This window comes from Bacillus sp. TL12 (assembly GCF_022625245.1).
GTDB lineage: Bacteria > Bacillota > Bacilli > Bacillales > Bacillaceae_G > Bacillus_A.
Genome location: NZ_JAJJBY010000002.1, coordinates 58,711 through 80,692, shown reverse-complemented (window position 1 = coordinate 80,692; position 21,982 = coordinate 58,711). Strand labels below are relative to the sequence as shown.

Here is a 21,982-nt window from a genome sequence, read left to right as displayed (position 1 = left end):
AGTGGGGGAATTTTTTCATCCCCCACTGATTATTAGCCCTCACCAATCGGAGTAATCATTTTCTGACAAATATGCGATAATTATTTTTAGGGAGTTTTTTACTTTTTGAGGGGGAATGTATGATGATACGCGCTGTACTGTTTGATTTAGATGGAACATTGTTAGATCGACGTCAATCTTTGGAGAGTTTTATTAGCGATCAATATGAACGTTACGCAGAGCATTTTACTGAGATAGAAAAAAACGAGTATTGCACTCGTTTCATTCAGCTTGATAATAACGGCTACACTTGGAAGGATAAAGTATATACTACTTTGCTCAACGAATATAACATTACAACTCTAACAGCCGATCAACTCCTGCATGACTACATAACAGAATTCAAAAATCACTGCATTCCTTTTCCAAATATGCATGAATTGCTACAACAACTGCAAAATCATAATATCGCAATCGGAATTATCACAAATGGCTTCACCGAATTTCAGATAAACAATCTTTGTGCCTTACAGCTACATACCTATACAAATACAATTCTTATTTCGGAAGCAGAAGGCATTAAGAAACCTCATCCAGCTATCTTTGAACGTGCCCTTCAACAATTAAATGTAACAGCGAAGGAATGTATCTACGTTGGAGATCATCCTGAAAATGATGTAATTGGAGCTGAAAATACTGGCATTACCGCTATTTGGAAGAAGGATTCATTTTGGGAGGGGTTTGAGCATTCTCGTGTGGCTAGAGATTTACTTGAAGTACTATCTTTTCTATAAAGTGAAACTTTAATCAGTGGGGGTTTCTTCATCGCCCACTGATTATTAGTCCTCACCAATCGGGCTTTTACGGGCAGTTTACCTCTCACCTAACTTCTTTAGAAAAGCGGAAGCGGCTCGCTCAGAATCGCAGGACATTGGAGCCCTAGGCCGAGATGCGCTTTTTACCTCGTCCGAGGGGGCGAAACGACCGGATATTCTAGCCGCTAGAGCTGGACTTTGCTCTCGCCGAATTTTGAGGTAGGAGTATTACTGTCCGTTAATGCGGGATAAAAAAGAACTCGGCTCCTTTACTTCGTAAAACAGCCGAGTTCTTCTATATGTTTCATCGTACGCGCTAGTACATCATCACGCATAATAAAGCTAAATTTTCTATCAGTTTTAATATTATCAGGAATGTTTTTTAATAGAACAGACCCTTTTGTCTCTTCGTAGTGCGTATGTTGCTCTACTGCACTAATTGTTGCGAAATAAATGTTTTTAATGATTATTTTGTCTTTTCCAGATACTTTATATTGTCCTAAGTAAGTTAAATCAGAAACAATGCCGCCGGTTTCTTCATGAACTTCCCTGACTGCCGCTTCTTCCGGTGTTTCCCCAATTTCTACTTTACCACCTGGAAATTCAAGACCGCGACGTAAATGATGCGTTAATAACCATTGATCCCCGTACCGGCATACAACCCAAACATGCTTTGGCTCAGGAGAAAATGGGTAACGTTCAAACGATAATTGTACAGTGTTGTGGTAATAATCTTTAAATTTGTACATGCCATTACTCCCCTATAGATGGTTACAAGTTTTTCCTACCACAAATTGTAGCACAATTCGCATTCATATGCATAATGTTATCCAACTATAATCCATTGATTATTCCCATTTGCGCGACTAATTCTTTCGTTTCATGATTTCCTAAATCATAAATCATCTGATATGCTTTCTGCAGCTCAGCATCATACCGATCATTATTTGAATCATGATGATACTCAACATATGGAACGTGAGAACGTACAAAAGAGCCTAAGTCTTCACGGTATGCTTGATCAAAATACTCCCGAAGCTGAATAATTTCCTCATCATTTGCCTGAATTTCAAAGCTATACGTATCTGCCGTTTTCACTTGCGAAATCTGTCCATTTCCTACTGATATATAATAAGTTTTCTTGTTCTCCATATAACGCCCTTCTTTCACCTTTTTAACTTCTATTCTTTTCAACAATTACAAAATTATGTAAAACGAAGTTTCGTTTAATGATAAAATGGAGAAAAGGAGGGTTCTATTTGATTAAAATATTAATTATTGGAGTCATTATTGTACTTATCGTATTAGTTCTCTCTGTGATGACAATTAATAAGGGTTATTCATATAAACATTCAGTTGATAAACCAGAGAACAATCCTTATCTAACAAATAAAAAGGAGGATTAATAATATATGCTTCGTATACTCCGCCTTCTCACTACTTTCATTATTATTATCGTATCCTTATATAGTCTATTTACACAGAATGATGCATTTCTTACACTTTCACAATTTTTCGTAGGAGCCTTAATGTTTATAATTGCGATTGAACAAATCAAAAAGAAGGATCCAAGCACTGGCCTAACTTGTATGGTAGCAGGAGTTTTCGTGTGGGCTGTTCTTGCAGTAAAGTATGTGATGTAATGACTGTTTTCTTACGGAGGGGGTAATGTGTTAAAGATTGTTCGGATTACCTTTGCACTCATTACATTAGCTTTATCTATCTATAGCTTTATCACTGATAACAGAGGCATCTTGCTTTATATGTTTATCGCTTTAGGATTAATGTCTTTCACTATGAGCATCGAGGAATTACGTGAACAAAAGAAAGTAAGCGGAACAATGTGTTTTCTAGTTGGAGCTCTCGTTTTATTCGTCGCTATATCAGAATTTCTCCGCTAATATTATCTTTTGAAGGAGGGACACAATGCTAACTGGATTACGTATTTTTTTCGGACTTCTTACAATCGTTCTCGGGGTTTATTACTATTTTACTAAAGCCGCTATACTTCCTTACATGCAGCTTTCACTCGCATGTATGTTCATTATCATGGGCATTTCTGAACTGAAAGCAAATAGAAAAGCAACGGGAATTTCTTCCTTTTTTGTTTCTAGTTTTATCTTCTTCATTGTAATTTCGATACTTTTACGATAAAACGGCAAATGTTGCTTTAAAATAAAATTTGATAAAATTGATACTAATATCCTTGATAAACGATCATAGAAAAGAGCGTGTATTAAAAAAAGATTGATCAAAACACGCTTTTTCTATATTCAATTGAATCATCCTTTTATAAAAAAGTTTGATAATTTTTGTTATCCTTGCTCAATTAAAGCACCCTTTAGTGGAATAACTAGAACGTTCAGTCAACGATTTGATGGCCATGCCCCCTGCATTTTCCTTAATTGAATAATTTGGCCTGTATGATAAGCATCATGAAGCATGATGTCCAGTAATTTCCCCTCAAGAGAACTTTGCTCAAGCTCTTTTTCGGAAATTGCACTCAATACCTGCCTTAAATTACGTTGAGCGTTTTCAGAACGTTCAACGACTTTCTTCCATTCCTTATCATTATTAGATTGATTGGTAAGATAAAAGGTTTCATCACCGTCGAGATTATGTGTCCATTCACGGCCTTCCAAGTTTGCAGCAAGTCTCTCTTTGTAATAAATGAGATGATTAACGTTCTCCCAAATGGTTTTAGTTGCCCCTCCAGATGGCTTCCAAATAGCCTGTTCAGCTGTAAGTCCTTCTATAGCATGTTTAAACGGTGCATACCAACTCTCTTTATCGAATGTTGAATCTAACACGTTTAAAAGCAAGTCAGTTCGTTTCAAAGTAATCTCCTCCCTAAATAGTTAGAGTTTCAAAAAAATCCTTATAACTCTGTTGAGATTCTACATTTTTAAATAAACATCCTGCTTTTTAACTACCCTGCTAATCTTATTCCACAATATGGCCCAATTGCGGAACAAGAAAAAATCCTGCACATCAACACAGGATTTTTGATCAAACTTTATTATAAACGATCAGACTTTTTTATAAATTATCAAACTTTGTTTTAAAGCCATAACAAAAGCCATCTTCTCACTTAATATAAAAAAGATAGCTCTTTTTGTTACTCTTGTGCTTTATTTGATCAAAGTAGTTCTATCCTATTTACTGAACAAACTGTTTTGGATATTCTTTTATATGCTTATTATCGTCACGCCAATCATAAGTTTCTTTCTTTGAAATATCTAATGTTTGATCTCCTATTCTAACTCTATCTTTATCTATCCATTCAATGTGTGGATCTGTATCTGGATAGTTCCAATATACATTTTTGGCAGAATTGGAACTAAGGTTAACTAATTCTCCTCTAACAGCATCCGCACTTAATGATCCAGCGTTATGAAAATAAGTTTTTATAGCATGTTTTCCATCGGGAGATTTCACAGTTCGAATCAATTCTCCTTTTGGAACACCTTGCAGACTAAAAAATTTCCAATATCCAAAGCTTATTATAATGACTAGCAAAGAAAGTAATAGGATCCCTACTCTTCTTTTCTTTTTTTGATTTCGTTTTTTGCTTCTGTATCGTTCAAATAACCCTCTCCTATGCATTTGAATATAATCCCATTAAAACCATATTACATAATAATATAATTTACCTATTTCTTATTCACCAAAAAAAGACTTATCCCTTCTTTGTTAAAGAAGGGATAAGTCTTTTTTTCATCTGTTAGCAGGAACTCACCTAACCTCATTCAGCCTCCCTTTTTGAACAAAAAACAGACATATATTTTTGTATAGAAAAAGGATATGGTATCCATATCCTTCTCTCAACCTACTCCAAATTCACCCAAATGCTCTTCACTTCCGTATAATTATCAAGCGCATACGAACCCATTTCACGGCCAATACCAGATTGTTTATATCCTCCAAATGGCGATGCGGCATTTTCTAAGTTGTAACTATTAATCCACACTGTACCTGCTTTTAATTGATTCGCAACTTGATGCGCTGTCTTTACATTTTCCGTCCATACACCAGCTGCTAAGCCGTACGGTGTATTGTTTGCTCGTTCGATAACTTCTTCTATCTCATCAAAAGGTAAGATCGAAACAACGGGACCAAAGATTTCTTCTTGCGCAATTTTCATATTATCGGTTACATCTGCAAATACAGTTGGCGCTACAAAATACCCTTTTTCAAATTCCTTCACGCCGCCCGCTACCAGTTTTGCACCTTCTTCTATGCCGCTCTTAATGTAAGCCAGTACGCGTTCTTGTTGCTTCTTCGATACGAGCGGTCCCATTTCTACTTCAGGGTCTAATCCGTGCCCTAACTTCACTTCATTCGCCATTTCCCCTAATTCTTGAACAACTTGTTCATAATGCTTACGATGAACAAATACACGTGAACCTGCACTACAGTTTTGCCCATGGTTATACATAATGCCGTTGAATGCTCCAGGGATTGCTTTAGAAAGATCGGCATCTTCTAAAATAATGTTCGGTGATTTCCCGCCAAGCTCTAATGTGACGTGTTTTGTCGTCTCAGCCGCTTTACGCATAATCCCTTTTCCAATCACAGTTGATCCTGTGAAAGCAACTTTATCGATATCCGGATGATTCACAATTGCCTCACCAGCACTTTCGCCAAAGCCAGGTACAAAATTGACTACACCATCTGGGAACCCAGCTTCTTTAAATAACTGCGCTGTATATAGGAGAGAGAGCGGTGTTTGCTCTGCTGGTTTCAGAACAATTGTACATCCTGTTGCAAGTGCTGCGCCTAACTTCCAAGCAGCCATTAATAGTGGAAAGTTCCACGGAATAATTTGCCCGACAACGCCAATCGGTTCATGGCGTGTATAGTTTAAATATTCTGGTGAAATTGGGATTGTTTGCCCAAGAATCTTCGTCGCCCATCCTGCATAATAACGGAAATGATCAACCGTACCTGCAATATCATCTTCAAGTGCCTGTTTATACGGCTTTCCATTGTCTAATGCCTCAAGTTGTGCTAACTCTTCTTTATTCTCATCGATTAAATCTGCAAGTTTGTAAATTAAATGTGCTCGTTCTGCCGCACTGATTTTTGACCAAGCTCCTTCTTCAAAAGCTTTGCGTGCAGCTTTCACTGCAAGATTCACATCTTCTTCTCCGGCCTCACTTACGACAGCAAGCACTTCCTCTGTCGCTGGATTCCAAACATCAAATGTTTTTCCGCTCAACGCTGGAACAAACTTCCCATCGATGAATAATTCCTTTTTTCCATCTAGAAACGCTTGAACTTTCGGTTTTAAATCTTGATTCGCTATTAGCATACTCCTCTCTCCCTTCTTTTTACTTTTGCAATGTTAATAGATTTTCTAAAATCCCTTGTAACTTTTGATCTTCTTCCTCTGTTAATGGCAGGCGCGGTTTACGAGATGGACCACCAGCTTGCCCTTTTAAATCCATGACCCTCTTAATGATTTGAACATACTTCCCTGATTCTTCAATAAAGCTACAGAGCGGCAAAATTTTATCGTATAGCCCCCAAGCCTTCTCTAGTTCCTTATTTTGCGCAGCATCAAACAGTTCCGTTACAAGTTTTGGCACAGCGTTACCTGCAACTGAAATCCAGCCTGTTGCCCCAACTAAAAAGGACTCTAATACTAAATCATCCGCACCGCAGAATGTTTCAATATCCCCTTTTCCTTTTCTTGTAATATCACGCACTTTACGAATATCACCGCTCGATTCTTTTACATGCGTAATATTTTCTACATCACGTCCGACGCGGAGAATCGTTTCTGTGCTAATATCCACGCCAGATGTAAATGGATTATTATAAATCATGATTGGAAACTGAACAGATTCCGCTACTGCTTTAAAGTGTTCATAAATCTCTTCTTCTTTCGGATGAGCGTAGTATGAATTAATGAGTAGTGCACCGCTTGCTCCAGCTCTTTCTGCTTGCTTTGTATATTCAATTGCTTCTTTTGTCGTTTCAGCCGCCGTTCCAACAAGAAATGGGATACGTCCGTTAATTTGTTCCACCGCTGTTTCCACAACTCTAAAACGTTCTTCCTTTGTTAAGCTAACAAACTCTCCCGTACTTCCGTTCACAACTAAACCTGCTACACCTTCTTGAATAAAGTGCTCAATATTTTGTTTCAAGCCTTCCCAATTAATCTCTTCGTTTTGATTCATCGGTGTAATAATGACTGGATATGCCCCTTTAAATGTTTGATACATGTTTCTTCCTCCTATCACCGAATTTAACTAAAAGTAAAATAAATTAAAGTGTCACTTCAATTTATTTCGTAAAAAAAAACGCGTTTCATATCATCTATACACTTACGTGTCATTATAATGCAGAAAAAATAGATTTACAACATATTTATCTAATTTTTCCGAAAAATATTTTAATGACAATTTGCAAAACTCAAAACTTTCCTTTACACTTTTTTCATAAGAAAAATTCTATCTAATACACTATTCGAGGGATTATCATATGGATGAAAATATCGGAAACAAAATTAAAACGCTTCGCTTAGAAAAAAGAATGACTTTAAAACAAATCTCTGAGAAAACAAATCTATCTATTAGTTTTATCTCTCAAGTAGAGCGCTCGAAATCTTCTATTACACTAGAATCATTAAAAAAAATATCAGAAGCACTCCATGTCAGCCCAAGCTATTTTTTTGCAGCTGAGCAAAAAACAAATACAAGTATCATACGCCGCGGACAGCAAAATAAAGAACATGTAAATTACTCTCATTTTATTTACACGAATCTTTCTGGAAGTGTATCAAATCCACATTTCGAGCCAATTTTAGTGACGCTGCATCCTGGTGAAAAAAAAGGCAATCCGTATTCCCACAACGGGCAGGAATTCGTGTTCGTATTAGAAGGTGTACTCACCATTCTATTAGAAAACGAGGAGCATGATCTACATCCTGGCGACAGCATTCATATGGAATCTGCCACGCCACATAATTGGTTTAATCATATGGAAAAACCGGCTAAGTTTTTATTTGTTAGCTCGCCTCCAATGTTCTTTAAGCAATAACTTTCACTTCTCACATATCAGCGATTCAACACTATATGTTACACATAAGAACTAAAAAAGCTGCCCTTTCACAGGCAGCTTCCTCATTTTTCAACCAAATACTTTCTCTAAATCTTCTTTATCTTGACTTAACCAGAAATTCATTAAGCGTTTTGCTCCTTCTAAATCATGAAGCTTCGCTTGACCACACTGCGTTTCATTTGCAGCTGGAATTTCTGTAATTTGAACCGCATCTTGTAATGTAAGCTCTAATAAATCGATGACTTCACGAACTGTTGGTGTTCCGCTTACAACAAGATAATATCCTGTTTGGCAACCCATTGGTGAAATATCGATAATATCAAAATGCGGATAACGATCAATATATTTACGTAAATTAAATGCTAATAAATGTTCTAACGTATGAATGACATCTGGTTTCATCGCTTGTTTATTTGGTTGGCAAAAACGAATATCGAATTTATTCACAATACCGTCGCTACCTACTTTATGAACACCACAATGTCTTACATAAGGTGCTTTTACAATCGTATGGTCTAATTCAAAGCTTTCTACTGATGGCATAAAACATCTCTCCCACTTTCAATTTAATTCCGTCATATCCAATATGATATAACGGAAATTCAAATTAGTAAAGTATTATGTAAATCCAAATTAAAAAACGAACATCAAACCCTTCTTTTCAGATGGTAGAGAGCATCTGGCCATGCATAGAAGCGGTCAGTGCTTTTTTCACCCCATACCATATGAAAACAAAAAGAGGAAGTAAGTGGATAATTGTATTTACTTTCATAGCCGCAGCTCATATGTCAAAAAATCAAAATGGATTTATATAGAGAGAGCCCGTGCTATAATACTAGAAGAATATGCTGGAAAGGAGACCGTTATGAAACAGATTTTTATCGGCATCATACGCTTTTATCAAAAATTTATTTCTCCGATGACACCACCTACATGTCGCTTTTATCCATCATGCTCTCATTATGGATTAGAGGCGTTTCAAAAACACGGTGCTTTCAAAGGATTTTGGCTCACACTTATACGTATATTAAAATGTCATCCTTTTCATCCAGGAGGATTTGATCCAGTCCCAGATAAAAAGGATGACAAAGTAAAATCTTAAGCTTCGTAGCCGTTCACAACTAAATCTAATTTTCCTGTATCAGGATGAATGACAAGACCATGAACCGATACTTCTGTCGGAAGTAATGGATGGTTACGAAGTACTGACACGCTATGCTCTACACTTTCTTCTACACTAGAGAATCCTTGTAAGAATTTATCCAAATCGATTCCAGAGTATTGAAGTGTATCTAATTTGTCTGCGGTTACGCCACGCTCTTTCATTTTTTCAATTGTACTGCTTGCCTGTATTTTTGCCATGCCACAGTCATGATGACCAACAACGCATATTTCATCTGCGCCAAGTTCATATACAGCAACTAATACACTGCGCACAATACTTCCAAATGGATGTGAAATAACAGCGCCTGCCACTTTAATAATTTTCACATCACCATTACGCATATTCATTGCTTTTGGCAATAGTTCAACAAGACGTGTATCCATACAAGAAATGATTACCATCTTTTTGTTTGGAAATTTTCCTGCCTCATACTCTTCATATTTTTTCTCTTCGACGAATTTTTCATTATACTGCAAAATCTCTTCTAATGACTTCATAGTAAAGGACCCTCTTTTCTTTCATTTAAACTACATACTTAGTTTACCAAAGTCAAAAAAATTCCAAAAGGATATTGCTTTATTGCAAATATATAATTTTTCAGATAATCGACATAATTCTTTCAAAATATACACACAGCTCTGCAACAACTTTCCTCTACTTTGCTCATATTTCCACTATAAACTAAATGTAGATAATGTTAAAAAGGAGTGAATCTTTATTATGTCCGACGTTCTGTTATTGAGTCGTTTTCAATTTGCAATTACTATTTTTTATCACTTTTTGTTTGTACCTTTGACAATCGGACTTGTTATTTTAGTAGCGTGTATGGAAACACAATATGCACGTACATTAAATCCCACTTATCGAAAAATGGCGAATTTCTGGGGTAAGCTATTTACGATAAACTTCGTAATGGGGATTATAACCGGTATTACGATGGAGTTTCAATTTGGGACAAACTGGTCAGAGTACTCAAAATACATGGGGGATATCTTCGGATCGCCACTCGCAATCGAAGCACTTGTTGCTTTCTTCTTAGAATCTACCTTCATGGGAATTTGGTTATTCGGTAAAGATAAAATCTCACCAAAGTTCCGTGCTTTTTGTATGTGGATGGTTGCACTTGGAACAAATATTTCCGCGCTTTGGATCATTACAGCAAACGGCTTTATGCAAAACCCTGTTGGCTACGTGGTGCGTAACGGCCGCGCTGAATTAAATGATTTCTGGGCACTTGTTACTAATCCATACGCATGGAACATGTTCTTCCATACAGTAATTAGTTGTTATATCGTCGGTGCTTTCTTCGTAATGGCGATTAGTGCGTATCATTTATTACGTAAAAACGAAGTAGAATTCTTTAGAAAATCATTTAAATTCGGTTTAATCTTAGGTTTATTTGCTGCAACTGTGACACCATTTATGAGTCATCAATCTGGCGTTTCAGCTGCTAAATATCAACCAGCAAAAGGTGCTGCAATGGAAGCTGTTTGGGAAACTGGTAAAGGTCAAGGCTTCTCAATCATTCAAATTCCTGATGTAAAAAATGAAAAGAACTTCGAGTTATTAACAATCCTAAAACTTGGAAGTTTCTTCTATACAAACTCATTTGACGGAGAAATTGTCGGTTTGAAAGATATTCCGAAAGAGGATCGTCCAAACGTAAATCTTGTTTATTATAGCTTCCGTTTAATGGTTGCACTTGGCATATTCTTCATGGCACTTACTTGGTATGGTTTCTATTTAAATCGTAAAGGTAAACTAGAAGATTCAAAACGTTATTTAAAAATTACAATGTGGTCTGTCTTACTGCCATATGTTGCGATTAACGCTGGATGGGTTGTCGCTGAAGCAGGTCGTCAGCCATGGACAGTATACAAATTGATGCGTACAGCTGAAGCTGTTTCACCAATTTCTGTCCCGCAAATTTGGTTCTCATTACTAAGTTTAGTATTATTCTATACACTGCTATTAATTGCTGATGTATATCTAATGTTGAAGTTCGCGAAAAAAGGACCTGCAGCACTAGAAGAACCTACTAAGGGAGGTGCGGCTCATGTCTCATGATATGCTTGCAGTCATTTGGTTTGGTTTATGGGGCGTGATTTGGACAGTTTACTTTATTCTTGATGGCTACGCACTCGGTAACGGAATGATTTTCCCATTCGTTACGAAAGACCGAAAAGAACGGAATCAAATGCAAGAAGCAATTGGGCCGTTCTGGGGCGGTAACGAAGTATGGTTAATTACAGCGGGCGGTGCAACATTCGCCGCCTTCCCAGTTACTTATGCAAATATGTTTAGCTACTTATATACACCGTTATTTTTAGTATTACTCGCTCTTTTTGCTCGTGCAGCAGGGCTTGAATTTATGCATAAAGATGATTCACCAATTTGGCAAAACGTTTGTAAATGGGCATTTGCAATTGGTAGCTTCCTAATCGCTTTCTTATTTGGTGTTACATTTGCAAACCTATATTACGGGCTGCAAATTGGAAAAAACGGCTATGAAGGAACATTATTTAGCTTATTAAATCATTACGGTATTTTAGGTGGGCTCTTCTTCACTGCAATCTTCGTCGTATCCGGTGCACTTTGGGTTATGATTAAAACATCCGGTGAAGTATCAGACCGTGCTTATAAAATTGCAAAACCATTTTCAGTAGCAGCAGCAGCAAGTATTTTAGCAATCTTCTATGTAGCAACTGCAAACCGTACAAACTTATTCCAAAACTTTACGGAATATCCTGTACTATTTATTCTTCCAGCTCTTGCAATGCTAATGAGTGTCCTTGCAATTATTATGGTTTACAAACATAAAATTGGTCTTGCATTCACGTTTGTTTGTCTAACAATCGCAATGTTTATGACAACTGGCTTTGCAGGTATGTTCCCAAGAATGTTGCCATCACGTATTAACGATGCATATAGTACAACGTTATACCAAGCAGCAGGTAGTGAATTAAACTTAAAAATTATGTTCTTCGTCGCAATGGTAATGGTACCGATCGTTATCGGATATCAATTATGGAGCTACACAATCTTTAAAGAAAAAATTCATAAAGACTCTGCGAAAGGGTATCACTAAAATGAAAAAGGCACTCAAAACGAGTGCCTTTTTCATTTCAAGCTTATAGTGTAAATTGTATTCCTTGATCATTCACATCTTTATCACACACATCTGTAGCACTAATTCCATTAAAGACTCTCACAGAAAATCCTGTATTAGACGATCCAGAACCGTTATATGATCTGTCTCCTTCTTTCGGACTTACATTGTATTTATCACCTAGATTAATTGTTCCATTGCAATTTTGTATGATTACACCATCAATAACAGCAGGCATCGTATCACTCACTTTCCTTATGTTATTCTCAGTTTATGAAGAGAGTCTAAAAACATGGCAGGTTTATAGCAAAAAAAGATATTATTTTTTATAATGAATTATTTTTCAATTACGTTATTTATGAAATGTAATATATAATAAACGGGGCAATTATTCATAAAAAAATTGAGGTGTTTACAAAATTGATGTTTTTTGGAAGTGTTACACTTATTTTATTCCTTATTTTTCTATTCTTTTATTTAAGGGATCCTAGAAGTTTAATAATCGGATTTTTATTTAACCTATTTTTTTGCTCATCGCTTATCCTTTTCCTTTATTTAGGTTTCAGCTCAGATTATGCGATATTGAGAATTGTTGCAATTATACCGTTTATTATCATTTTCTTAATGCTGACCTTTGGTGTATTCGCATTAATGATTGGACTATTTCTTAACGCAAGAATTTTAATGAGAAAAGAAGGACGTCGTTTATCGAACTGCTTAACTTTAATCGCTGGAATTGGTATGTTACTTGCTATGTTAGCCTTAATAGTTGAGCCAACTCGATTTTTCTCTCCTCATTTCCAGCCGATTTTTGCAGGAGTATTTTTGATTATGATATATTTCTTTTTCCATATATCAACTTTCTTAACGGCTTATTTTCTATATCAATTTAACAGACCAAGACGCAATCAAGATTTCATTATCGTTCTTGGCAGTGGCTTAATTAATGATAAAGTACCTCCGCTTTTAGCGAGTCGAATTAATAAAGCGATTGATTTTTACTGGAAACAGGCTGCTGTCACTACTCCACCTACAATCATTTTCTCTGGTGGACAAGGACCGGATGAAAATCTCCCTGAAGCGGAAGCAATGCAAAAATACGCTGTTGAAAAAGGAATTCCGATTAAACATACAGTTCAAGAAAATCGTTCCGTTAATACGTACCAAAACATGCTCTTCTCAAAACAAATTATGGATTCATTAAAAGACAAGTATAAGAGCATCTTTACAACGAATAATTTCCATCTATTCCGTGCTGGATTATACGCAAGACAAGCCGGGCTCAACAGCCAAGGAATCGGTTCAAAAACCGCTTTCTATTACTGGCCAAATGCGATGACTCGGGAATATATTGCAATTGTTGTAATGAGCCGAAAGTTCCATATGAAAGTTGTAGGAGTTATTTTAGGATTCTGTGTCTTCTTATCTGTAATTAGCTTTTTATTTAGTTAATTTACAAAAAAAGCCTTCCTCTCTTAAGGAAGGCTTTTCTCTATATGTAAAAATATACAATATCGTAGTTTTGGATACAATATGTATGAAAAAAGATTGAATTTTCACATGTAGCGGAGGGATTGTATGATACGTATTAATAGAGAAAGATGGGACATCCTTCAAAGTCTCTTTACATTTGGCTTACTAATCAGTACGGCTTTTATTCCAATGATTCTTTACGTTGTATACGGGTTACAGTTATCTAGCGGCTTTGAAGGATATTGGCCATCTATTTTATTTTATACTACCTATATAACTGGTGTATTGATTTGGATACCTATCGTTAGTAAGATTGGTATTCATCAATCATTATACTATGCTGTTTTCATTGCTATGATATCTATAATAAGTGTCGCCCTCTTTAAAGATTCTTCCCTATGGATCGAAGGAAGTGCACTCGTTTCTGGTTTTTCCATTAGTACTATTTCTGCAATGACGAGCACTTTTTTATTTCGCCATGTAGAAGGAGGCGGAAAAGTTTTTAACAATAATCAACAAGCACTACTTATGTTCATTGTTTTCTTCTTGTTAATTACATTTCTTTTCGCAATTAGTTTCATACCCTTGTTCATATTAACTCTCATATATGGAGGTTGCTTAATTCATGTCGTCTTTTCTATAAGAAAAATGCCACAAATTGAAAAAACGACAGACATGCCCTCCGTTCCAATTACAGGGGCAATCATACAGTTTTTATTATTTTCTCTATTCGTTATTCTGCTGCGTGCGAGTCGCTATATGAGCAATGACCGACTCATAATCTTGTTTCTAATTATGGCTATTTTGCTTATTGGTTTCATGTTTTTCAAATTATTAAAAGGACAATTTTTTCATAATCTTTCTTCATCATTACCAACGAAACTAAAAGCCGAATCCTTTTTACTTGGATTTGGAAATGGTTATTTATTTGTAATCGGGCTATTTTACGGTTTTACGTTTTACAATATTTTAGCTAGTATTTTTATTGTGGTTGTTCCTTATTTATTAGGAATTTTAATGTCTACACTGTTATCCAATAAAAATATTAAAAAAATGAATCCAGTACATATTTTTCTATTGAGTACATTTTTAATGTTATTCGGATTCTATTCACCCATATTTATTATCCTAAGTGTAACTATTGGAAGCTATACATTTAACATAATTTCTTCCCAAAATAATATGAAGGTATATACCCATAACCCTTCACATAGAGAACTTTCATTACTCATTCATACAACATGGAGATCAATTGGAAATTTGTGTTTACAATTCTTTGTATTCGTTGTAATTGTGACCGTTGGAATCTACTACAATACTCCGTGGTCTCAACTTTTCCAAACAATTGCCGGAAGGAATAAGTTACCAATCCCAGGACTACCAGTACCGTTATTAATGTCTACTTTAGCACTCTGTTGTTGGCTCGGAATGGTAGGTTTAGGTGTTTGGATTGGTAAAAAAACTGCTCCAAAAAAGGGGTAAGAGTGGTTATAAAAAAATGAGGAACTGCCCATATGTCAGTGAAAGCTGCCTTATAGACAGTCCTCTTTTTGAATATAAAAAATACAACTTTTATATACTCTTAGGAAGGAATCAGCAATTGATTACACATTAAAAAAGCATCAATTATCGGTGATCTTTCTTTAAACGCTAAATGGATATGACGATATTGTTTCTGCTTTAATTTTTTCATTTCAATATTTTTATGCGATTTAAAAAACAACTCAGGCCCCATTGTAATTCCAATATTTTGCGAGACCATGTTCACGATTGTTTCGCAATTTAGTACTTCTAATATAATGTTTGGACGTACTTGATAATCAGCTAAATTTTTTATTACTAGTGGCTGATACGGACCTTTTGGCATAATAAAATCCATTCCATTAATTTGCTGAACATCCACTATTTTTTGATTCATCAATGAATGATTTTTCGGTAACCCTAATACGATTTCATCTTTGCTCACCGGGATTGATTTTATTTGTTTATTTGTATTCGATTCTAATATAAACCCTATATCAACTGTACCATTATTAATCCATTCCGCTACTTCTCCGTATGTCCCCTCGAATAATAAAACTTTCACACCTGAGTAACTCTGTTTAAGATGCAATAACATGGCAGGTAATATTTGAGCTGCTGCACTTGTAAATGCTCCGATTTTCAATGTGCCTTCCAACCGATTATTTTGCATGGATACTTCTTGTTTAATAGCCACTTCGCTCTTCAAGACATTCTGAATATGTGGAAAAAGACGATTTGCAAACTCAGTCATTCTAATCTCAGATTGCTTATTCCGGTGCAACAAAGGATATCCTAATTCTTTTTCTAAACTCGCAATCGCATGACTCACAGCTGATTGTGTCATGTTTAATTGCTCTGCCGCTCTAGTAAAATTCCCTAACTCTACTACCTTTTGAAACACTTCATATCTAGCTATCGTCATGAATCTTACTCATACCTTTCATGTAAAATATGAATTTCACTAATTTCATTATACTCGTTACGATGAAATTAGAACAAATCATCAAAAGGGGGACTCACATTGAATACTATTTTTTTATTAACATTTGGGATGTTCGCACTAGGAGTAGATGCTTATATAATGGCAGGAATCTTGCCTCAAATCGCCGATGATTTTCATATTTCAATCGGGACTGCTGGACAAACAGTAAGCATCTTCACAATTTGTTATGCGATTGCAGCGCCTTTATTTGCTACATGCATGAGAAAGGCAAACACAAAACATACATTATTAGCAGCATTATTCCTTTTTACATTCTCTAACTTCCTGACCGCTGTAACTCATCACTTTATGATTCTATTCATTTCTAGAGGCCTAGCTGGCATAGGTGCTGGCCTATACTCACCATTAGCGTCGTCAGCTGCTGTTACATTCGTTTCTGAAAAAAGAATGGGTAGAGCTTTAAGTACTGTTTTACTCGGAATGAGCGCTGGTACCGTAATTGGCGTTCCGTTTGGCATATATATTGCTTCTATTTATGAATGGCGCATAGCGATGTGGTTTATCGTTATCATTGGGACTATCGGAATATTGGCTCTCTTTGCTAAATTTCCTATGATAGAATCCAGACCTTTGCCAACGCTAAAAGAGAGGCTAAGTATGTTCAAAAACAAAAAAATTTCTCTTGTCATGCTTATCACAATGGTATTAAGTTTTTGCAGTTTAGGTTTATACACATACTTAGATACCATCATTACTGCATATGGATTTCAAAAATCTATCATGTTTATTTGGATGTGGGGAATTGGTGGTATTGCCGGAAGTTTTATAATTGGGTTTATAATGGATTTCTATAAGAAACCAAAAATCATATTACTGTACTTAATGGGAATCATGTTTTTCTCATTTATATGTATGGGAGTTTTCCATGAAACTGCATTATTGTTAGCTATATGCTTAATTCTTTGGGGAAGTACAGGGTGGGCGGCACTCGCTACTCAGCAAAAAACACTCTTAGAAATTAGCCCAGATCATGCTACCATTTCAATTGCTTTACTTAGCTCTATTAATTACTTGGCTGGTTCAATAGGGACTATGACAAACGGAATATTTTTAGAGAAAGAAATAGAACCTGTTACTTTGCCTTATATAATAGCCGGTATATTACTTTTGGCTATAGGAGGACAAATCCTTCTTATAGGTAAGAAAATTGTAACAGTACGTGAATCTCACTAAATTATGATTCAAAAACAATACGCCCCTATCTCCTTCTTATAAGATAAGGGCTTATTACTAACATAATCTCTTATGCTCTATTCCGCATACTTATGAAGCCTGGTTACTAGATCTTGAAATTGAAAGGGAATATACAAGAAATAAGGGTATAATGGTATAAAGTGAAACTTTAATCAGTGGGGGTTCCTTGATTCCCCATCTAACTTCTTTGCTCTCGCTGAATTGTAAAGTAGGAGTATGAATCATAAATAGCAGGATACATAATAACAATGAAACACCAAGAAATGTTGAAATATAGATATACAGAACTACGATAAATCTTAAGAAAGGCTGATTCAAGTGATACTAAAGAAAAAAGTCTATAAGAAAAAGCGATGGATAATTCCTATTTCGGTCATTGGTATTCCTACATTGGCTGTATCTATAATGAATCAGTTTACACCTGCAATTAGAGCAGCAGTAATGAAGAAACTTTTCGAGGCAAAGCCTTTTGCATCACCTAAAAATATGGAAACGATAAGAAAGCAAGTTATTGTAAAAAAAGATATTGTTTATGACAAGGATGGACTTGATAATAGTATTTTAGATATTTACTATCCGAAAAATTTGAATGAGAAGCTCCCTGTTATTATGTGGATACATGGCGGTGGCTTTTTATCTGGTAGTAAAGAACAAACACAAGAATACGGAATGGCATTAGCTAACGAGGGATATGTAGTTGCAAATATAAACTATGCGATTGCACCGCGGCAAAAATATCCAGGTCCTATCATTCAAGCAAATCAGGCACTGAAATATCTTCAGAACAATATTGCAGAATACGGTGGCGATATGAATAGATTATTCATAGGAGGCGATTCCGCGGGTGCTCAAATCGCTAGTCAAACTGCCGCACTTATGTCCAATGAAAGACTAGAAAAAACGATGGATATTCATCCTTCTATTGATAATAAACAAATAAAAGGTCTTCTTTTGTTTTGCGGGCCTTATAGCATGGATAGATTAGATAATCCTGAATCATCAGCAATCGGAAAATGGATGGTGCATACAATGTTTTGGTCATATACAGGAGAGAAGGATGTAGCATCTTTTCCTAGACTCAACGAATTGTCTACAGTTCATCATGTAACACCTAATTATCCACCTGTCTTTTTGACAGTTGGAGATGCCGATCCTTTGGCACCACATTCAGCCGATCTTATAGACGCGCTCAAAAAGAATGGCGTAGAAGTAGAAAGTGTTTTATTTGACGGAACAAAATCTGAATTAGGTCATGAATATCAATTTGATTTTACTTCACCACATGCTGAAAAAACGCTCGGAAAAACCATCGAATTCCTAAATAAACATAAATAATTATATTTGTTACTTATATATCATATCACTCACACAAAAGCCCAAGAAGCATCTACTCTGCTCCTTGGGCTTTTCTCTATCTTCTCTTCGTAATTTTCCCAGATCCCCCAACCCTCGTTTTAGGCGGAGACGTATTTCGTGGTGGGCTTTTAATGGATGATTTCAGCTTCACATCTGATCCGCTAGAACCACTCGGTGATTTTGTGATTTTTCCTTTTTTCTCTGTAGATGGTGGAACTGTCTTCGTTTCTTTTTCGATAATGCTTCCTTGGTCTCCTACAGATGGTTTCGGCTCAATCTTATCGCTTCTTTTAATAATAGAACCCTTACCTTGTTTTGTAATAGGCGGTGGTGTTTGTTTTTCTTCTTTTGTAGGCGGCCTGTCTGGAATAACCGGTTTATGATTTTTCCGATCTGTATATCCTCGGTAATCGCCATGATACGATTTACGTGAATCAAATATATCATTTAATATACTCGCCATAATATATCCTTGTAAAAAGGACGGTTGATAATTTTGGCGAACGTACTCTTTATTACTAATTTCAATTAATGTATCAGACGGTTTTTCTTTATCCTTCTGAAGATTATATAACTTATCAGAATAGACAAGGAACATCTGATTTTCATCTTCTTTAGATACTTGCTTTGGCTTTTTCTCATCAATCAGTTCTTTTGCAACTTCTGGAACTGACCGATTAGCAGCCCTATACACATAAGATTCTTGCTTACCATCTTTTGCGACGGATTCTAGTGGATAACGATCTTGAATCGATTTTTCACTTTGACACCCTGATAAAGCATATCCAGCAATTACAAGTAATGTAACGATGGCAAGTATAGGGATTACGAACGATTTAATCATGGTAAACAATCGGTTTGACATGATTACGCCCCCTTACGTTGCCCTTATAATTTGTACATCAGCAGGAAGAATCGATTCTCCCTCATACATCATTGTACGTCCGTCTTGCCACTCAATGCGAAGTAGCTTGCGGTTATCAGATTGAAACTCCCACACATATTGTTCATCAGAGACAGCAAACGGTGTTTTTCCCATCACAACAACACGGCCGCTATATTGTTCTTCCATATGATACTCGATATCATCCATTTCAATTGTCGTTGGAATCTCATCTATCGAATCTAACCGACCATCAATTGGTGTATACAACTTATAATACGTACTTTCACGATTTTCAATTTTTAAATAGCGAATTGTTTTCCCGTCCTGTAATGTTAAGACAATTTCATTCCGAGAATGCATGCTTGTTTTTCCAATCAATTCATACATAACTAATGAAACTTCAATCATATCGCCAGGTGCTAACGTGAGTAACGATTTCTCTGGTTTCACAGGCTCTGGACTTTTTATTATATTTTTAATACGTTTAAATAAACTCATGATTTATCCCTCCTTTTCTTGTTATAGACAAGCTGCTAAAAGGTCCGTTAGTATTCCGATCTTGCATATGCCTTTAGAAACGGCTCGTTTTGTACAAGAAAATAATTTAAAAAAAGTAGGTTTGTTAGCTACGGATGGGACGATTAAGACGGAACTATACCAAAACAGTTGTCAAAGTTACAAGATTAATGTCATTGAGCCTGATAAAGAAATGCAAGAAAAAGTGATGGAAGGAATATATGCTATTAAAAGTGTAAATTTAGAAACAGGATTTTTATATCTTTCAAAGGTTGCTGATAAATTGAAAGAGAGCGGAGCTGAGGCTATTATAGCAGGCTGCACAGAGGTTCCTCTTGTATTGAAATCATCCGAAAATATTTGCGTTATTGATCCAACAGAAATTGTAGCTAAAATGGTTATTAAAATAGCTAATGGAACAGAAAAAGAAATAATAAAAGTGTAATTTATAAGTTGGGAATGCGGCAGAATTGTTGCATTCTTATTTTATGAATATTTGATGCATACGATTTACGTGTACATGTTATAGTAAATGATAATAGAGAGCTACAGTAAGGAGCGTTTAGACATGAATATTGAAAATATTGAAGCTTTTATATATGTTTGTCAACTTGGTAGTTTCAATAAAGCCGCCGAAGCTCTTTATTTAACCCAACCTTCTGTAACAGCACGTATTCAATCACTTGAACGTGAAATTAATATAAAGCTTTTTCATCGAAATGGCAATAAGATTTCCTTAACTGAAAAAGGAGAGTATTTTTTTCCACATGCACAAAAAATTTTGCAATCTTATCAGGAAGCTAAGTATGGATTGCAACAAGTAACAATCCCATATGACTTGGTAATTGGGAGTGCTTTATCAATATCTAATAATATCCTTCCTGAGATTTTACCTGGTTTCAAATCTGAATTTAAGGATGTTAAAATAAAAATTGTAACAGGGCATTCACAAGACATCTTACAGAAGGTTATTAATAAAGAAGTTGACTTTGGCATCGTACGAACAGAAACACATCCTCAAGTAGAATCAATTCGTCTTTATAATGACCCTATTGGCCTTTTTGTGCCTCGAAATCATATATTTTTAAAAGAAAAAAAGTAACAATAGAACATGTAAGTAAACAACCCCTTATCTTTTTTGATTATGGATCAATAGATTGGCTCATGATTCATCGGCTATTTTCAAGTAATGATGTAAGCCCGACTATATCTTTAGAAGTAGATAATATGGAAACAGCGAAAAATTTAGTGATACAAGGGATGGGCATTAGCTTTTTGCCTGAACATTGTGTCAAACAAGAATTAGAAAATGGAGAATTGATCCGAGTGGAAATGGCACCTCCAGTGAAAATTAATATTAGTATTGATTTTATCTATTTAAAAGGCAGACCAAAATCTGTTTTTATTGACTTTTTAAAAGATAAGATGTGTAAATAAAACAAACTGATTGGTATATCAATCGGTTTGTTTTTGTTCTGGAGTTGATAGGTATGGAGTTCTAACGTATATCTATCAAGCTAAGAAAACAGGCCACCCCCAAAACGATAAAATAATCTTCTCTGTTATAAGAAGGTCTAAAATTTCGTTCTGTAGGTGTACTGAAATTTGATAAGGACCCTAAAGATAAAATCCAAGATACAACTAAAGAAACAGAAGCCGTACAACTTGTTAAAATTAAAAAATAATAAATAGAAAAAAGCTTTGCGAAATTCGCAAAGCTTTTTTCTATTTATTCACGACCTGCTCCATATCGGGACTACAACTCTTTGACTGACATGATTTATTTAAGGAACATGCTGCACATTTCCCTTTTCTACTTCTCTTTACAAAATTGAATAATGTATACCCTGCATAGCCAAAAATGACAGCTCCAATAACAATATTGACCATCATT

The 21,982-nt window shown here is 35.6% G+C and carries 26 protein-coding genes and 3 pseudogenes; 16 read left to right on the top strand and 13 right to left on the bottom strand.

Annotation, left to right across the window (positions count from 1 at the left end; translation table 11 throughout):
* Nucleotides 1-122: 122 nt before the first annotated feature.
* Nucleotides 123-773 (top strand): HAD family hydrolase, encoded by a 651-nt coding sequence (locus LOK41_RS02375; RefSeq protein ID WP_241815281.1) that lies wholly within the window; start codon nucleotides 123-125, stop codon nucleotides 771-773.
* 290 nt (nucleotides 774-1,063) lie between these two features.
* Here LOK41_RS02375 and mutTA read toward each other — a convergent pair whose 3' ends face one another.
* On the bottom strand, nucleotides 1,064-1,543 hold the full coding sequence (gene mutTA, locus LOK41_RS02365) for an antimutator 8-oxo-(dGTP/GTP)ase (RefSeq protein ID WP_241815001.1): 480 nt from the start codon (nucleotides 1,541-1,543) through the stop codon (nucleotides 1,064-1,066).
* 85 nt (nucleotides 1,544-1,628) lie between these two features.
* Nucleotides 1,629-1,946 carry an HAD family hydrolase gene (locus LOK41_RS02360; RefSeq protein ID WP_174100110.1) on the bottom strand — a complete coding sequence of 106 codons (318 nt, stop codon included), beginning with the start codon at nucleotides 1,944-1,946 and terminating at the stop codon, nucleotides 1,629-1,631.
* 107 nt (nucleotides 1,947-2,053) lie between these two features.
* Between LOK41_RS02360 and ytzI the strand changes: the two genes are divergently transcribed.
* From ytzI to LOK41_RS02340, 4 genes are read left to right on the top strand one after another with little or no spacing between them, the layout of a single operon-like run.
* Entirely contained in the window at nucleotides 2,054-2,200 is a 147-nt protein-coding gene (gene ytzI / locus LOK41_RS02355) for a YtzI protein (RefSeq protein ID WP_241815000.1), read from the top strand.
* Between the two features lie 6 nt (nucleotides 2,201-2,206).
* Complete coding sequence (locus tag LOK41_RS02350) at nucleotides 2,207-2,437, top strand: DUF3953 domain-containing protein (RefSeq protein ID WP_241814999.1); 231 nt, start codon at nucleotides 2,207-2,209, stop codon at nucleotides 2,435-2,437.
* Between the two features lie 27 nt (nucleotides 2,438-2,464).
* Nucleotides 2,465-2,695, top strand: a complete 231-nt coding sequence (locus LOK41_RS02345; protein ID WP_241814998.1) for a DUF3953 domain-containing protein — start codon at nucleotides 2,465-2,467, stop codon at nucleotides 2,693-2,695.
* Between the two features lie 25 nt (nucleotides 2,696-2,720).
* Entirely contained in the window at nucleotides 2,721-2,948 is a 228-nt protein-coding gene (locus LOK41_RS02340; RefSeq protein WP_241814997.1) for a DUF3953 domain-containing protein, read from the top strand.
* Between the two features lie 212 nt (nucleotides 2,949-3,160).
* Here LOK41_RS02340 and LOK41_RS02335 read toward each other — a convergent pair whose 3' ends face one another.
* From LOK41_RS02335 to dapA, 4 genes are all read right to left on the bottom strand, one after another.
* Entirely contained in the window at nucleotides 3,161-3,631 is a 471-nt protein-coding gene (locus LOK41_RS02335; protein WP_241814996.1) for a DinB family protein, read from the bottom strand.
* Between the two features lie 322 nt (nucleotides 3,632-3,953).
* On the bottom strand, nucleotides 3,954-4,400 hold the full coding sequence (locus LOK41_RS02330; protein WP_241814995.1) for a DUF5412 domain-containing protein: 447 nt from the start codon (nucleotides 4,398-4,400) through the stop codon (nucleotides 3,954-3,956).
* A 223-nt stretch (nucleotides 4,401-4,623) separates the two neighbouring features.
* Nucleotides 4,624-6,108: an aldehyde dehydrogenase family protein gene (locus tag LOK41_RS02325; protein WP_241814994.1), complete on the bottom strand. Its 1,485-nt coding sequence runs from the start codon at nucleotides 6,106-6,108 to the stop codon at nucleotides 4,624-4,626.
* A 19-nt stretch (nucleotides 6,109-6,127) separates the two neighbouring features.
* Nucleotides 6,128-7,024 carry a 4-hydroxy-tetrahydrodipicolinate synthase gene (gene dapA, locus LOK41_RS02320; protein WP_241814993.1) on the bottom strand — a complete coding sequence of 299 codons (897 nt, stop codon included), beginning with the start codon at nucleotides 7,022-7,024 and terminating at the stop codon, nucleotides 6,128-6,130.
* Between the two features lie 259 nt (nucleotides 7,025-7,283).
* Between dapA and LOK41_RS02315 the strand changes: the two genes are divergently transcribed.
* Complete coding sequence (locus LOK41_RS02315; protein ID WP_241814992.1) at nucleotides 7,284-7,841, top strand: helix-turn-helix domain-containing protein; 558 nt, start codon at nucleotides 7,284-7,286, stop codon at nucleotides 7,839-7,841.
* A gap of 90 nt (nucleotides 7,842-7,931) precedes the next feature.
* On the opposite strand, the gene luxS is transcribed toward LOK41_RS02315, so the two are convergent.
* On the bottom strand, nucleotides 7,932-8,405 hold the full coding sequence (gene luxS, locus LOK41_RS02310; RefSeq protein ID WP_174100102.1) for an S-ribosylhomocysteine lyase LuxS: 474 nt from the start codon (nucleotides 8,403-8,405) through the stop codon (nucleotides 7,932-7,934).
* Nucleotides 8,406-8,727: 322 nt separating this feature from the next.
* On the opposite strand from luxS, the gene yidD reads away from it, so the two are divergent.
* Complete coding sequence (gene yidD, locus LOK41_RS02305) at nucleotides 8,728-8,964, top strand: membrane protein insertion efficiency factor YidD (RefSeq protein WP_174100100.1); 237 nt, start codon at nucleotides 8,728-8,730, stop codon at nucleotides 8,962-8,964.
* Here the strand turns inward: yidD and LOK41_RS02300 are convergent.
* Entirely contained in the window at nucleotides 8,961-9,524 is a 564-nt protein-coding gene (locus tag LOK41_RS02300; RefSeq protein ID WP_241814991.1) for a beta-class carbonic anhydrase, read from the bottom strand. The genes yidD and LOK41_RS02300 overlap by 4 nt on opposite strands.
* Nucleotides 9,525-9,747: 223 nt before the next feature.
* On the opposite strand from LOK41_RS02300, the gene cydA reads away from it, so the two are divergent.
* Nucleotides 9,748-11,094, top strand: coding sequence for a cytochrome ubiquinol oxidase subunit I (cydA, locus tag LOK41_RS02295; protein WP_241814990.1), 1,347 nt, complete (start codon nucleotides 9,748-9,750; stop codon nucleotides 11,092-11,094).
* Nucleotides 11,084-12,115 carry a cytochrome d ubiquinol oxidase subunit II gene (gene cydB / locus LOK41_RS02290; RefSeq protein ID WP_241814989.1) on the top strand — a complete coding sequence of 344 codons (1,032 nt, stop codon included), beginning with the start codon at nucleotides 11,084-11,086 and terminating at the stop codon, nucleotides 12,113-12,115. Before cydA ends, cydB begins: the two co-directional genes overlap by 11 nt.
* Before the next feature lie 43 nt (nucleotides 12,116-12,158).
* Here the strand turns inward: cydB and LOK41_RS02285 are convergent, their stop codons facing one another.
* Nucleotides 12,159-12,374 carry a spore germination protein gene (locus LOK41_RS02285; protein WP_241815279.1) on the bottom strand — a complete coding sequence of 72 codons (216 nt, stop codon included), beginning with the start codon at nucleotides 12,372-12,374 and terminating at the stop codon, nucleotides 12,159-12,161.
* A 185-nt stretch (nucleotides 12,375-12,559) separates the two neighbouring features.
* Between LOK41_RS02285 and LOK41_RS02280 the strand changes: the two genes are divergently transcribed.
* Both LOK41_RS02280 and LOK41_RS02275 read left to right on the top strand, forming a co-directional pair.
* Nucleotides 12,560-13,588: a YdcF family protein gene (locus LOK41_RS02280; protein ID WP_241815278.1), complete on the top strand. Its 1,029-nt coding sequence runs from the start codon at nucleotides 12,560-12,562 to the stop codon at nucleotides 13,586-13,588.
* 210 nt (nucleotides 13,589-13,798) lie between these two features.
* Nucleotides 13,799-15,091, top strand: coding sequence for a hypothetical protein (locus tag LOK41_RS02275; protein ID WP_241815277.1), 1,293 nt, complete (start codon nucleotides 13,799-13,801; stop codon nucleotides 15,089-15,091).
* 100 nt (nucleotides 15,092-15,191) lie between these two features.
* Here the strand turns inward: LOK41_RS02275 and LOK41_RS02270 are convergent, their stop codons facing one another.
* Nucleotides 15,192-16,055 carry a LysR family transcriptional regulator gene (locus LOK41_RS02270; RefSeq protein ID WP_241814988.1) on the bottom strand — a complete coding sequence of 288 codons (864 nt, stop codon included), beginning with the start codon at nucleotides 16,053-16,055 and terminating at the stop codon, nucleotides 15,192-15,194.
* A 99-nt stretch (nucleotides 16,056-16,154) separates the two neighbouring features.
* Here LOK41_RS02270 and LOK41_RS02265 point away from each other — a divergent pair, with 99 nt between their 5' ends.
* Nucleotides 16,155-17,309, top strand: a complete 1,155-nt coding sequence (locus LOK41_RS02265; protein ID WP_241814987.1) for an MFS transporter — start codon at nucleotides 16,155-16,157, stop codon at nucleotides 17,307-17,309.
* Between the two features lie 426 nt (nucleotides 17,310-17,735).
* Nucleotides 17,736-18,665 carry an alpha/beta hydrolase gene (locus tag LOK41_RS02260; RefSeq protein WP_241814986.1) on the top strand — a complete coding sequence of 310 codons (930 nt, stop codon included), beginning with the start codon at nucleotides 17,736-17,738 and terminating at the stop codon, nucleotides 18,663-18,665.
* 76 nt (nucleotides 18,666-18,741) lie between these two features.
* Here LOK41_RS02260 and LOK41_RS02255 read toward each other — a convergent pair whose 3' ends face one another.
* Both LOK41_RS02255 and LOK41_RS02250 read right to left on the bottom strand, forming a co-directional pair.
* Complete coding sequence (locus LOK41_RS02255) at nucleotides 18,742-19,551, bottom strand: DUF4247 domain-containing protein (RefSeq protein ID WP_241814985.1); 810 nt, start codon at nucleotides 19,549-19,551, stop codon at nucleotides 18,742-18,744.
* A 12-nt stretch (nucleotides 19,552-19,563) separates the two neighbouring features.
* On the bottom strand, nucleotides 19,564-20,070 hold the full coding sequence (locus LOK41_RS02250; protein ID WP_241814984.1) for a DUF4178 domain-containing protein: 507 nt from the start codon (nucleotides 20,068-20,070) through the stop codon (nucleotides 19,564-19,566).
* A gap of 22 nt (nucleotides 20,071-20,092) precedes the next feature.
* Between LOK41_RS02250 and LOK41_RS02245 the strand changes: the two are divergent.
* From LOK41_RS02245 to LOK41_RS29225, 3 pseudogenes are all read left to right on the top strand, one after another.
* Nucleotides 20,093-20,533: pseudogene (locus LOK41_RS02245) on the top strand (aspartate/glutamate racemase family protein); the annotation flags it as partial.
* Nucleotides 20,534-20,656: 123 nt separating this feature from the next.
* Nucleotides 20,657-21,525, top strand: a pseudogene (locus LOK41_RS02240) (LysR family transcriptional regulator).
* 146 nt (nucleotides 21,526-21,671) lie between these two features.
* Nucleotides 21,672-21,773 (top strand): annotated as a pseudogene (locus LOK41_RS29225) (lipoprotein BA_5634 family protein); the annotation flags it as partial.
* A gap of 40 nt (nucleotides 21,774-21,813) precedes the next feature.
* On the opposite strand, the gene LOK41_RS02235 reads toward LOK41_RS29225, so the two are convergent.
* Nucleotides 21,814-21,981 carry a FeoB-associated Cys-rich membrane protein gene (locus LOK41_RS02235; protein WP_174100074.1) on the bottom strand — a complete coding sequence of 56 codons (168 nt, stop codon included), beginning with the start codon at nucleotides 21,979-21,981 and terminating at the stop codon, nucleotides 21,814-21,816.
* Nucleotide 21,982: the final 1 nt, after the last annotated feature.